General features: G+C 72.7%; 11 protein-coding genes. 6 read left to right on the top strand and 5 right to left on the bottom strand.

Annotation, left to right across the window (positions count from 1 at the left end; translation table 11 throughout):
- Window positions 1-18 precede the first annotated feature (18 nt).
- The 4 genes from rbfA (at window position 19) to J3P32_RS01975 (ending at window position 3,365) form a co-directional block, all read left to right on the top strand.
- On the top strand, window positions 19-534 hold the full coding sequence (gene rbfA, locus J3P32_RS01990; RefSeq protein WP_210438200.1) for a 30S ribosome-binding factor RbfA: 516 nt from the start codon (window positions 19-21) through the stop codon (window positions 532-534).
- On the top strand, window positions 534-1,403 hold the full coding sequence (truB, locus tag J3P32_RS01985; RefSeq protein ID WP_210438199.1) for a tRNA pseudouridine(55) synthase TruB: 870 nt from the start codon (window positions 534-536) through the stop codon (window positions 1,401-1,403). The genes rbfA and truB overlap by 1 nt, the downstream gene beginning before the upstream one ends.
- A gap of 68 nt (window positions 1,404-1,471) precedes the next feature.
- Window positions 1,472-2,410, top strand: coding sequence for a bifunctional riboflavin kinase/FAD synthetase (locus tag J3P32_RS01980; protein WP_210438198.1), 939 nt, complete (start codon window positions 1,472-1,474; stop codon window positions 2,408-2,410).
- A complete protein-coding gene (locus J3P32_RS01975; protein WP_210438197.1) occupies window positions 2,403-3,365 on the top strand; it encodes a hypothetical protein in 963 nt (320 codons plus the stop codon). The genes J3P32_RS01980 and J3P32_RS01975 overlap by 8 nt, the downstream gene beginning before the upstream one ends.
- Window positions 3,366-3,446: 81 nt before the next feature.
- Here the strand turns inward: J3P32_RS01975 and J3P32_RS01970 are convergent, their stop codons facing one another.
- From J3P32_RS01970 to J3P32_RS01955, 4 genes are all read right to left on the bottom strand, one after another.
- Window positions 3,447-3,689, bottom strand: a complete 243-nt coding sequence (locus J3P32_RS01970; protein ID WP_210438196.1) for an HPr family phosphocarrier protein — start codon at window positions 3,687-3,689, stop codon at window positions 3,447-3,449.
- An 85-nt stretch (window positions 3,690-3,774) separates the two neighbouring features.
- On the bottom strand, window positions 3,775-6,030 hold the full coding sequence (locus tag J3P32_RS01965) for a PTS fructose transporter subunit IIABC (protein ID WP_210438195.1): 2,256 nt from the start codon (window positions 6,028-6,030) through the stop codon (window positions 3,775-3,777).
- Entirely contained in the window at window positions 6,027-6,992 is a 966-nt protein-coding gene (locus tag J3P32_RS01960) for a 1-phosphofructokinase family hexose kinase (protein ID WP_210438194.1), read from the bottom strand. The genes J3P32_RS01965 and J3P32_RS01960 overlap by 4 nt, the downstream gene beginning before the upstream one ends.
- Entirely contained in the window at window positions 6,989-7,756 is a 768-nt protein-coding gene (locus J3P32_RS01955; protein WP_210438193.1) for a DeoR/GlpR family DNA-binding transcription regulator, read from the bottom strand. The genes J3P32_RS01960 and J3P32_RS01955 overlap by 4 nt, the downstream gene beginning before the upstream one ends.
- Before the next feature lie 87 nt (window positions 7,757-7,843).
- Here J3P32_RS01955 and ptsP point away from each other — a divergent pair, with 87 nt between their 5' ends.
- Entirely contained in the window at window positions 7,844-9,535 is a 1,692-nt protein-coding gene (ptsP, locus tag J3P32_RS01950; RefSeq protein WP_210438192.1) for a phosphoenolpyruvate--protein phosphotransferase, read from the top strand.
- A gap of 513 nt (window positions 9,536-10,048) precedes the next feature.
- On the opposite strand, the gene J3P32_RS01945 is transcribed toward ptsP, so the two are convergent.
- A complete protein-coding gene (locus J3P32_RS01945) occupies window positions 10,049-11,095 on the bottom strand; it encodes a zinc-dependent dehydrogenase (RefSeq protein ID WP_210438191.1) in 1,047 nt (348 codons plus the stop codon).
- 203 nt (window positions 11,096-11,298) lie between these two features.
- Here J3P32_RS01945 and J3P32_RS01940 point away from each other — a divergent pair, with 203 nt between their 5' ends.
- Window positions 11,299-12,810 carry a PTS mannitol transporter subunit IICB gene (locus tag J3P32_RS01940; RefSeq protein WP_210438190.1) on the top strand — a complete coding sequence of 504 codons (1,512 nt, stop codon included), beginning with the start codon at window positions 11,299-11,301 and terminating at the stop codon, window positions 12,808-12,810.
- Window positions 12,811-12,830: the final 20 nt, after the last annotated feature.

Genomic DNA, 12,830 nt, shown 5'->3' with positions numbered 1-12,830 from the left:
CAGCCAGAGGAAGCAACCATGAGCAACCCCCGCGTCCGCAAGATCGCCGACCGGATCCAGGTGGTCGTCGCCGAGATGCTCGAGCGGCGGATCAAGGACCCCCGCCTCGGCTTCGTCACGGTGACCGACGTGCGCGTCACCGGCGACTCGCAGCAGGCGTCGATCTTCTACACCGTCCTCGGGACCGAGGACGAGCTCGCGAGCACGGCCGCGGCGCTGGAGTCGGCCAAGGGCGTGATCCGCTCGGAGGTCGCCAAGCAGCTCGGCATGCGCATCGTGCCGTCGCTGACGTTCATCCCCGACGCGCTGCCGGAGAGTGCCCGCGCGCTCGACGAGGTGCTCGAGCGCGCCCGCAAGCAGGACGAGGAGGTCGCCGCGCGCCGCGTGGAGGCCTACGCCGGTGAGCCCGACCCCTACAAGAAGCCCCGCGTGGTCGAGGACGACCTCGACGACTCCGAGGACGACCTCGACGACGACCTCGACGACGACCTCGACGGCGACGTGCCGGACCTCGACGAGGACGACCGCCCCTGATGGTCGACCCCGGTCTGGTCGTCGTCGACAAGGACCCGGGCATGACCTCGCACGACGTCGTGGCCCGGGTCCGCCGGCTCGCCGGCACCCGCAAGGTCGGCCATGCCGGCACCCTGGACCCGATGGCGACCGGCGTGCTGGTGCTCGGCGTCGACCGCGCCACCCGGCTGCTCGGCCACCTGATGCTCACCGAGAAGGCCTACGACGCCACGGTGCGGCTGGGTGTCGCCACCACGACCGACGACGCCGAGGGCGAGGTCGTCGCCGAGCGCCCGGCCGGGTCCCTCGAGCCCGGCACGGTGGCGGCCGAGCTCGAGCGGCAGGTCGGCGAGATCATGCAGGTGCCGACCGCCGTGTCGGCGATCAAGGTCGACGGCAAGCGCGCCTACGCCCGGGTGCGCGACGGCGAGCAGGTGGAGCTGGCGGCGCGCCCGGTGACGGTCCACGCGCTGCACGTCCTGGACCACCGGGTCGTCGGCGACCGGGTCGACGTCGACATCTCGGTCCGGTGCTCGAGCGGCACCTACGTCCGCGCCATCGCGCGCGACCTCGGCGCTGCGCTCGGTGTCGGCGGTCACCTCACCGCACTGCGGCGCACGGCGGTCGGCCCCTTCGAGCTGTCCGTCGCGCGGACCCTCGACCAGCTCGCCGAGGACTTCGCCGTGCTGCCGATCGCCGAGGCCGCACGGGCGGCGTTCGCCTCCGTCGACCTCGACGAGGAGCAGGCGGCGCACGTGCGGGTCGGCCGTGCCCTCGACCTCGCCCTGCCGGGCGGAGGACCGCACGCGGTGTTCGCGCCCGACGGCGCGTTCCTCGCGCTCTACGAGTCCCGGGGCGCGCTGGCGAAGCCCGTCGCGGTGTTCGTCTGACGAGCCGCCCCCCGCACCCGTACGGGGACCGGGCGGGCCTGCGGTGCCCCGCAAGTAGGCTGCGGCCCGTGCAGATCTGGCGTGACGTCGACGACGTGCCGGCCGACCTCGGCCGCACGGTCGTCAGCATCGGCAACTTCGACGGCGTGCACCTCGGTCATGCGCACGTGGTCCGCGAGGCCCGGGCCGCCGCGGAGCGGCTCGGCATCGACACCGTGGTGGCGGTGACGTTCGACCCGCACCCGATGGCGGTGCTGCGGCCCGAGCACGCCCCGCCGACCCTGACCTCCATCCACACCCGGGCCGGGCTGCTCGAGGCGGCAGGCGTCGACGCGATCCTCGTGATCGCCTTCGACCGCGAGATCGCCGGCTGGTCGCCCGAGGAGTTCATCGACCGGGTCCTCGTGGACACGCTGCACGCGCGCGCCGTTGTCGTGGGCGCGAACTTCCGCTTCGGCGCCAAGGCGGCCGGAGAGGTCGCCACCCTGGTCGGCGCCGGTGCGACGCGCGACTTCGAGACCGTGGGCGTCACGCTCGACGGCGGTCCGCAGGTGTGGAGCTCGACCTACGTCCGGCAGTGCCTGGCCACCGGTGACGTCGCCGGGGCGGCGGAGGCGCTCGGCCGCCCGTTCGTCGTGCGCGGCACCGTCGTCGAGGGCGACAAGCGGGGCCGGGGGCTGGGCTACCCGACCGCCAACGTGCCGATCCCGCCGGTCGACGCGGCCCCCGCCGACGGGGTCTACGCCGGTTGGCTCACCCGCCTCGACACCGGCGAGCGCTACCCGGCCGCGATCTCCGTCGGGACCAACCCCACCTTCGACGGCGAGCGCGAGCGCCGCGTCGAGTCCTACGTCCTCGACCGCGACGACCTCGAGCTCTACGGCGTCGAGGTCGAGGTGGCGTTCGCCGACCGGCTGCGGGGCATGGTGAAGTTCGAGGGCGTCGAGAAGCTGGTGGAGACGATGGCCGACGACGTACGCCGGGCGCGCGAGGTGCTGGGTGGCTGATCCGCGGCTGGCGGCGACCGACGAGTGGTTCCTCGCCCACGGGCTGCCCTACTTCGTCCCCGAGCAGCGTGAGGGGGCGCGGCGGGCGCTGAAGCTGGGACGCACCGTCCCGCTCGTGGTCCTGACCGGGCTGGCCGCGGCCGGCGCCGGGGTGGCCCTGGCGGTGGTGTCGGAGCAGCTGACCCTCGCGCCCGCCACCTTGGTGACGGTGGGCCTGCTCGCCGCGACGTGGTACGCCCTGACCGCGCTCAACGCCAGCCCGATCGTCCGGTGGGCGCTGCACCGCGCCTTCGGCAGCCTGCGCACCGTGCTGCCGATGATGACGCGGGCGTTGCCGCTGCTGCTGATCTTCGTGACGTTCCTGTTCATCAACGCCGAGGTGTGGCAGGTGTCCTCGCGCCAGGACGGGGCCGCGCTGTGGCTGGTGGTCGTGCTCTTCGCGGTGCTCGCGACCCTGTTCCTGCTCGTGCGGCTCCCGGAGGAGGTCGACCGCACCGACGACCAGGTCGACGACGCGTTGCTGCTGCTGGCCTGCCGCGACACGCCGCTGGAGCAGGCTGCGCGGGAGCTCGTCGACGACCCTGACGCCGACCCGGCGGCGTACGCCGAGGTGCACGGCTTCGAGCGCTGGAACCTCGTGCTGGTCCTCCTGGTGATCCAGGCCGTCCAGGTGCTCCTGCTCTCGGCCACGGTGTTCTTGTTCTTCATGCTGTTCGGCTCGATGGTCATGCGCGACGACGTGGTGGAGACCTGGATCGGCGAGCCGACCGCCAACCTCACCGTCGAGCTGTTCCAGGTCTCGGTCTTCCTGGCGGCGTTCTCCGCGCTGTACCTGACCGTCTCGACGGTCACCGACGAGACCTACCGCGAGCAGTTCTTCGGGGCCGTGCTGCACCACATGGAGCGGGCCGTGGGCATCCGGGCGGTCTACCTGGCCCTGCGCGACCGCGGCTGACGCGCCGAGGGCGGTGCGCCACGGCAGCTCCGGGCGACCGGAGTGGGTGGCGCACCGCCCTCGGAGCGGGATGGGGACCGGTCAGGCGTCGAGGTCCTGCTCGACCAGTGCGGCGATCGTGTCGACCGCGGACTGGTCGTCACCCGCGACCTCGACGGTGTCGCCGTTGCCGGCGCCGAGGGTCATGATCATCAGCGAGGAGCTGGCGTCGACGCCGTTGATCGTGACGTCGGAGCCGAGCTCGGCGGCCTTCTCGGCGATGATCGCGGCGGGGCGGGCGTGGAGGCCGACGGCGGATCCGACGACGACGGACTTGCTGGGCATGGTGCTCCTTTGGTGTGGTCGGGCTGGAGAGTGCTGGAGACGTGCTGGAGACGTGCTGGTCGGGCTGACGGGTGGTCGGGCGGGCTCAGACGGTGGCGACGTCGGCGTCTTTGCGGCCGATGCTCTTCAGGACGACGACGAGGGCGGTGGCGACGGCGACGCCGACGGCCAGCGCCACCAGGTAGCCCACCACCCCGTCCACGGCGAACAGCACGAAGATGCCGCCGTGCGGTGCGCGGACGCCGACGTCCATCGCCATCGAGATCCCGCCGGTGACCGCGCTGCCGGCCATGATCGGCGGGATCACGCGGAGCGGATCGGCCGCGGCGAAGGGGATCGCACCCTCGGTGATGAAGGACGCGCCGAGCAGCCATCCCGCCTTGCCGTTCTCCCGCTCCGGGATCGAGAACAGGCCGGGCCGCACGACCGTCGCCAGTGCCAGGGCGATCGGGGGCACCATCCCGGCGAGCATGACCGCGGCCATGATCCGCAGCTCGGGGGCGTCGCTCGTGAGGGCGGCGCCGCCGACGCCGGCGGCCGCGAAGCTGTAGGCCACCTTGTTGAGCGGGCCGCCCATGTCGAAGGCCATCATCAGGCCCAGGATGACGCCGAGCAGCACCGCGCTGCCGCCGCTCAGCGAGCTCAGCCCGTCCTCGAGCTGGCCCATCAGCCACGCGATCGGCCGGCCCAGCACGACGAGCATGAGGAAGCCCGCGACGATGCTCGTCACGAGCGGGATGACCAGCACCGGCATGAGGCCGCGCGCCCAGGCCGGCACCTTGCGGCCGGCGATCCAGTGGGCGATGACGCCCGCCAGGACGCCGCCGACGATCGCGCCGAGGAAGCCGGTCGCCGGGTAGGCGGAGTCGCCGCTCACGCCGATGACGTTGGAGGCCAGGCCGCCCAGGACGAAGCCGGGGGCGATGCCGGGCCGGTCGGCGATGGCGTACGCGATGTAGCCGGCCAGCGCCGGGATGAAGAAGGCGAACGCGGTCTGGCCGATCACCAGCAGCAGGGCGCCGACGTAGGCGAAGAAGCCGGAGTCGAGGAGCGCGTGGTCGAGGCCCAGCGCCTGGGCGTCGGGCAGGTCGGTGAAGGAGTTCCCGAGCAGGATCGCCTGCGCGTGGTCGGTGATCTCGTAGCCGCCGAAGAGGAACGCGAGGGCGATCATCAGGCCGCCCGCCGCGACGAAGGGGATCATGTAGGAGACGCCGGTCATCAGGACGCGTCGGGTGCGACCGCCCCACGTCTCCCGGCCGGTGCTCGCGCCGCCGTCGGTGGAGGCCCCGGAGCCCTCGACCCTCGGCGACGCGGCCGGGTCGGCGGCGTAGCGCAGGGCCTCGGCGATCATCGCGTCGGCGTCGTCGATCGGTCGCTTGACGCCCGAGCTGACGACGGGCTTGCCGGCGAACCGTCCGCGGTCGCGCACGCCCACGTCGACGGCGAAGATCACGGCGCCTGCGGCGGCGATGGCGTCGGGGGAGAGCGGCGTCGACCCGGCGGACCCCTGGGTCTCGACCTGCAGGGCGACGCCGGCGCGCGCCGCCGCGGCCTCGAGGGCCTCCGCGGCCATGTAGGTGTGGGCGATGCCCGTCGGGCAGGCGGTCACCGCGACGAGGGAGGGCTGGTCGGTGCCGGTGCCGGACGGCGCGCCGGTGGACGCGCCGGCGGTGGCGGCGCCGGTAGAGCTGCCGGTGGACGGTCGAGGGACGTCCGCGCCGGCGGTGTCGCCGGCCGTATCGCCGGCCGTGTCGCCCGTCGTGCCGGCCGTGGTGCCGGTCGTGGCCTCGACCGCCTCCCCGGGGGCGGTCGTCTCCCCGCCTCCGGGCACGGCCGCGCCGGACGGGGTGCCGGAGGCCGGGGCGGCCGACGTCGTGGCGCCCGGCGCGGGCTCGCCGAGCTCGTGCGTCACGAGGTCGATGACGTCCTCGGGCGACTCGGCGGCGCGCAGCGCGTCGGTGAAGGCCGGCTTCACCAGGGCGCGGGCGAGCTTGGTGAGGATCGTGAGGTGGTCGGCGTCCCCGCCGGCGGGCGCGGCGATCAGGAACGCCAGGTCGGCCGGTCCGTCCTTGGCGCCGAAGTCCACGCCCGGGTCGAGTCGGGCGAAGGCGAGCGTCGGCGCGTCCACCCCGCTCGTGCGGCAGTGGGGGATCGCGATGCCGCCCGGGAGGCCGGTCGAGGACGTCGACTCGCGCGCGAACGCGTCCTCGACGAGCTGGTCCCGGCTGGTGGCGCGGCCGGCGTCGTCGACGACCCCCGCGAGGGCGCGGATGACGTCGTGCTTGTCCGGCCCCCAGTCGGCGCCCAGCCGAACGAGGTCGGTGGTGATGAGTGCGGTCATGGTGTGCCTCCCGTTGAGGGGGTGAGGGCGGTGACGCCGACGAGCTCGGTGCGGAGCTGCGACGGCTGGGGGATGGTCGTGCCGGGAAGGCCTGCGGCGGCGCTGCCGTAGGCCACGGCCAGTGCCAGGCGGTCCGGGGCGGAGAGCCCCCGGATGTCGCCCAGCAGGTAGCCGAAGAGGCTGGAGTCGCCGGCACCGACGGTGCTGACCACTGTCGTGGGAGGAGGGGTGGCGTGCCAGGCCCCTTCGGGGGTGACGAGGACCGCCCCGTTGCCGCCCAGCGTGGCAAGCACCGCGCCGACGCCACGCTCGAGCAGCTGCCGGGCTGCGGACGCCGCGGCCGACGGGTCGGCCTCGAGCAGCTCGGCATCGCCCCCGGTGAAGGAGGCGAGCTCCTCGCCGTTGGGCTTCATCAGGTCGGGCGCGCAGACGGGCAGTGCGTCCACGAGCGCCCGCAGCGGTGCGTCGCTGGTGTCGACGGCGACGCGGCCGCCCACCTCCCGCAGCCGGCGTACGAGGTCGGCGTAGAAGCCCGCGGGCGCGCCGGCCGGCAGCGACCCGGCCAGGACGGTCCAGTCCGCTGCTGCGGCTCGGACGAGGACGGCCTGGGCGAGCAGCTCGAGGTGCAGCGGGAGGACCTCGGCGCCGGGGGAGTTGAGCTTGGTCGTGGTGCCGTCCGGCTCGGTGATCGTCAGGTTGACGCGCACGTCGCCGGCAGGTCGTACGGGACGGCAGTCGATGCCGGCGCCGAGCAGCTCGAGCACGAACGGGTCGTCCTTGGCGGCCGGGACGACGGCGATGCTGGGGATGTCGGCGCTCACCGCGGCCCGGGAGATGTTCACGCCCTTGCCGCCGGCCTGGGAGGTCACCGACGCCACCCGGTGCACCTGGCCCCGGGCGAGGGCGGCGTCGAGGGCGACCGTGCGGTCGATGCTCGGGTTGGGGGTGAGGGTGAGGATCACGCGACCACCACGTCGATCCCGGCGGCCTCGAGCGCGCGTCGGTCGGCCGCCTCGATGTCGCGGTCGGTGACGAGCACGTCGAGGCTGTCGAGGGTCGCGAAGCGCACAGCCGTCTCGACGCCCAGCTTGGTGGAGTCGGCGAGCACGACGGTCCTGCGGGCGCACGCGATCATCGCCCGCTTGCTCGCCGCCTCGTCGCTGTCGGGCGTGGTCAAGCCGTGGCCCACGGTCAGGCCGTTGGTGGCCACGAAGGCGACGTCGGCGCGCAGGTCGCCGAGTGCGGCGACGGTGTCGGACCCCACCGCCGCATGCGTGGTGGGGCGCACCTTCCCGGGCAGCAGGTGCAGCTCGATCTGCGGCAGGCCGGCCAGGCGGGTGGCCACGGGGACGGCGTGGGTGACGACCGTCAGCCGGTGGTCGCGGGGGAGGGCCGCGGCGAAGCGGGCGGTGGTGCTCCCGGCGTCGATCACCACGACCGAGTCGGGAGGGGGGAGCAGCGCGACCGCGGCGTTGGCGATCGCCTCCTTGGCCTGCGTGTTGGACTGGTCACGCTCGCCGATCCCTGATTCGATGACCGAGAGGGAGCCGGCGGGCACGGCGCCACCGTGCACTCGACGGACCAGCCCCATCCGGTCCAGGGTGGACAGGTCGCGGCGGACGGTCTCGGTGGTCACCTCGAACTGGTCGGCCAGCTGGACCACGGACAGCCGGCCGCGCCGACTGATCAGGTGAGCCATCGCCTGCTGGCGCTCTTCCGCGTACATCGGTCCACCTCCGAGGTGATCTGCGTATGTGTTGTTTTAGTCCCGAACGTGTTGCTTGTCAACATTGACCTGTTCTACGGTGTGTCCATGACCACACCCGTGAGCTCACCCGCGACCTCGTACAGCGGGACCCCCGTCGTGCCGGGAGTCGCCGCCGGCCCCGTCCTGCACGTGCGCGGCGAGGTCTCGCCCGACGCGATCGCGCGCTACGGCGACGGCGACTTCGCCGACGCGGACGCCGCGCTGGCGGCGTACGACGAGGCGGCCGCGGCCGTCGCGGACACCTTCTCGGCCAAGGCCGCGGGCGCGCAGGGGGCTGCCGCCGAGGTGCTCACCGCGAGCGCCGGCCTGGCGCGCGACAAGGGCCTGCGCTCGGGCGTGCACAAGAACCTCCGGGCCGGTCAGGGGCCCGTCGCGGCGGTCCAGGGCGCGGTCGAGCAGTTCGTCACGATCTTCACCAACATGGGCGGCCTGATGGCCGAGCGGGTGACCGACCTGCGCGACATCGAGCGCCGGGTCGTGGCGCACCTCGTCGGGGAGCCGGCGCCCGGCGTGCCGACGCCGTCCGAGCCGTCGGTCCTCGTGGCCGAGGACCTCGCGCCCAGCGACACCTCCGGCCTCGACCCCGAGCTCGTGACGGCCCTCGTCACCGAGCGCGGCGGCGCGACGAGCCACACCGCGATCATCGCGCGCCAGCTCGGCATCCCCTGTGTGGTGGGCGCGGCCGGCGTCATGGGGATCGCGCCGGGGACGTTCGTCGTCGTCGACGGGGAGACCGGCACCATCGAGCTGGGCGCCGACCCCGACGAGGCACACGCCCGTGTCGCGGAGAGCCGTCGCCTGCGCGAGGAGCTCGCCGCCTGGAGCGGTCCCGCGTCGACGTCCGACGGCCTGCCGGTCAAGCTGCTGGCCAACGTCGCCGACGGCGCCTCCGCCGCGTCAGCCGGCACCGAGCCGGTCCAGGGCGTCGGCCTGTTCCGCACCGAGCTGTGCTTCCTCGACCGCAAGGACGAGCCGAGCGTCGAGGAGCAGGCCGACATCTACGCCGGTGTCCTCGAGCCTTACTCCGACGGGCGGTTCGTCGTCGTGCGCACCCTCGACGCCGGTTCGGACAAGCCGATCGCGTTCGCGACGCACGAGGGCGAGGAGAACCCCGCGCTCGGCGTGCGCGGGCTCCGGCTCAGCTTCGGCAACCCCGGGCTCATGGAGCGCCAGCTCGACGGCATCGCCGCAGCGGCCGAGCGCACCGGCACCGAGACCTGGGTGATGGCGCCGATGGTCGCCACCGTGTCGGAGGCAGCCGAGTTCGCGGCGAAGGTCCGCGACCGCGGGCTCAAGGCCGGCGTCATGGTCGAGATCCCGAGCGCGGCCCTCCTCGCGCACCGGATGCTCGAGGTCGTCGACTTCCTCTCGATCGGCACGAACGACCTCACGCAGTACGCGATGGCCGCGGACCGGATGGCCACCGACCTCGCCCATCTCACCGACCCGTGGCAGCCGGCCGTGCTGCAGCTCATCGCCATCACCGCGCACGCCGGCACCGAGGCCGGCAAGCCCGTCGGCGTGTGCGGCGAGGCGGCCGCCGACCCGCTGCTCGCCACGGCGCTCATCGGCATGGGCATCACGTCGCTCTCGATGGCCGCCCGCGCCGTGCGTCCCGTCGGGGCGCAGCTGAGCCGGGTCGACTTCGCCACGTGCGAGGCCGCCGCCGAGGCGGCGCTGGGCGCTGCCGACCCGATGGCCGGGCGCGCGGCGGTCCGGGAGCTCCTCGGCCACTGAGCCTGTCCTGCGCCTCGGCGTTCCTCGCGCTCCGGGCCGCGCTCTGCGGCCGGGGCTGCGTCATGCGGAGGCGTACGTATGGGCGCGGGTTCGTATGACGTCCGGGCGTCGGGCGGGGGTTGCGTCATGCGGAGGCGTACGCATGGGTGCGGGTTCGTATGACGGCCGGCCGCGCGGCGGGGCTGCGTCATGCGGAGGCGTACGTATGGGTGCGGGTTGGTATGACGTCCGGCGGGAGGCGGGGGTTGCGTCATGCGGAGGCGTGCGTATGGGTGCGGGTCCGTATGACGCCGGATGACGCCCGCCCCGGCGGCGTCCCCGGCGCGTCGAGCAGGACGAAGTCCGACCGCGCGGCGGGCGCGACCGTACGAGCCGGCTGTCGGGTGGGCTTCGTCCTGTCCGACACGCTCCGGCCACCGAGCCCCGGGCGCCCGGGCCCGCGCCTCGCTGCAGCCAGCCGGCCGGCCGGCCCGCGCCGGCCCGCGCCCGCCGCGCCCGCCCGGACCCGTGCGGCTACGGCTCGACGGTGACCTTGATGGCCTCGCCCTTGGCGACGATGTCGAACACGCTCATCACGTCGTCGAGGGAGACGTGCCTGGTGATCAGGTCCTTGACCGGGACCTGGCCGGTGGAGATGTACTCCAGCGCCCGCTTGTTGTGGGCGGGGGAGGAGCCGTTGGCGCCGTGGACGTGCAGCTGGCGGTAGTGGATGAGGTTGGAGTCGGCCTTGATGAACGGGTCGGTCTTGGGCAGGCCGCCGAAGAACGAGATCCGGCCCTGCCGCGCGGCCATCGAGATCGCCTGCTCCTGGGTGATGTTCGCCGGGGTCGCGGTGATGATCACGTCGGCGCCACGCCCGCCGGTCAGCTCCATGACCTTCTCCACGACGTCGACCTCCGCGGCGTTGATGACGTGGTCGGGCTGGACGGCCTCGGCCGACATCTTGAGGCGCTCCTCGTTGATGTCGACGAGCACCACGGTGCCGACCTTGTGCACGCCGCGGGCGATGCGGATGTGCATGCAGCCGATCGGGCCGGCGCCGAAGACGACGGTGAAGTCGCCCTCCTCGATCCCGAGCTGCTCCTGGGCGTTGATCGCGCAGGCGAAGGGCTCGGCGGCCGAGGCCTCGTCGAAGCCGACGTTGTCGGGGATGCGGTTGAGGCCGTCGACCTTGAGCACCTGCTCGGGCACGATCATGTACTCGGCGAACCCGCCGTCGTACTGGTAGCCGACGGACGTCTGGTTCTGGCAGACCTCCATCCAGCCCTTGCTGCACTCGTGGCACTCGCCGCACGGAACCGCGGCGATGCACTGCACCCGGTCACCGACGGCGAACCCGCCGAGGGCGTCGGCGCCGACCTCCACGACCTCACCCGCGACCTCGTGTCCCATCGTGGTCTCGCCGGTGATGTTGACGTGGCCGTTCTTCTTGATCTTCACGTCCGTGCCGCAGGTGGAGCAGTTGCGGACCTTGATCTTGACCTCGCGGGGGCCGCAGTCCGGCTCGGGCACGTCGACGAGTCGGACGTCCTCGGGGGCGAAGAAGCGAAGGGCCTTCATGTCGGGAACCTCTCGGATCGGGGCGCGGGAGAAGCGCAGGCGGCTGGTGCTGCGTCCTCACGCTAGCGGTCCTCGACGGGTAAAGCCACACACTCGGGCGTGCTTTTGTGCCCGAATGCTTGGCAACGGGCCCGAACGTGAGGTTTAATTCCGGCATCATGTGATGGGGGTCTCACCCCCGCGTTCAACTGGAGGACATCAGCATGGCGACCACGACTTCCTCACCCGCGTCCGGCACGTCGGCGCGGGTACGCGTGCAGAGGTTCGGCACGTTCCTCTCCAACATGATCATGCCGAACATCCCGGCACTGATCGCCTGGGGTCTTCTCACCGCCCTTTTCATCGACGTCGGCTGGTTGCCGAACGCCGACCTGGCGACGATGGTCGGACCGACCATCCACTACCTGCTCCCCATCCTCATCGCCGCGACCGGCGGCCGCATGGTCCACGGCGACCGTGGCGCCGTCGTCGGCGCCTTCGCCGTCATGGGGGCCATCGCCGGCTCCGACCTGCTGGTGGCGGAGTTCAACGCCACGCTGCCCGAGGACGCCTCGCAGCTCGGCCAGGTGCACATGTTCATCGGCGCGATGATCCTCGGACCGTTGGCCGCCTACGTCATGAAGCGTGTCGACGCGCTGTGGGACGGCAGGATCAAGGCCGGCTTCGAGATGCTCGTCAACATGTTCTCGGCGGGCATCGTGGCGTTCGTGATGGCCATCGTCGGCTTCTGGGTCGTCGCGCCCGTCGTCAACGAGGTCATGGAGGTCCTCGGCAACGCCGTGGAGACGCTGGTCGACAACAACCTGCTGCCCCTGACCTCGCTGCTCATCGAGCCGGCGAAGGTCTTCTTCCTCAACAACGCCATCAACCACGGCGTGCTGACCCCGCTCGGGCTGACCGAGGCGGCCGAGAGCGGCAAGTCCGTGCTGTTCCTCCTCGAGGCCAACCCCGGGCCGGGCCTGGGCCTGCTCCTGGCCTACTCCGTGTTCGGCCGCGGCATCGCGAAGGTGACCGCCCCGGGTGCGGCGATCATCCACTTCCTCGGCGGCATCCACGAGATCTACTTCCCCTACGTCCTCATGAAGCCGAAGCTGATCCTGGCGATGATCGCGGGCGGCATGACCGGTGTCGCCGTGAACGTCGCCCTCGACGTGGGCCTCCGGGCTCCGGCCGCTCCCGGGTCGATCTTCGCCGTCTACGCCCAGACCGCCCGCGGCAGCTACCTGGGGGTGACGCTCGCGGTGCTCGCCTCCGCGGCCGTGACGTTCGCCGTCGCCGCGGTGCTGCTCAAGCTCGACAAGTCCGACGACGAGGGCGACCTCGCCGCCGCCACCGCGCAGATGGAGGCCAACAAGGGCAAGAAGTCCTCGGTCGCCGGCGCCCTGACCGGCGGTGCCACGGGTGCGACGGGCACGACCACCCGCGAGATCAAGAACATCGTGTTCGCCTGCGACGCCGGCATGGGCTCATCGGCGATGGGCGCCTCCGTGCTCCGCAAGAAGATTCAGGCCAGCGGCCACCCCGAGGTCACCGTGGTCAACAAGGCCATCTCCAACCTGAGCGACGACGTGGACCTGGTGGTCACGCACCAGGACCTCACCGACCGGGCCCGCGAGAAGAGCCCGTCCGCCATCCACGTCTCGGTGGACAACTTCATGGGCAGCCCGCGCTACGACGAGATCGTGACGATGGTGCAGGACAACAACCGCGCCTGATGCGGCGTCACCGGCATCGG

Source organism: Nocardioides xinjiangensis (assembly GCF_017916385.1).
In the GTDB taxonomy this organism is placed as follows: Bacteria; Actinomycetota; Actinomycetes; order Propionibacteriales; family Nocardioidaceae; genus Nocardioides; species Nocardioides xinjiangensis.
The sequence above is the reverse complement of the archived record's forward strand: the minus strand, read 5'-3'. Positions and strand labels throughout refer to the sequence as shown.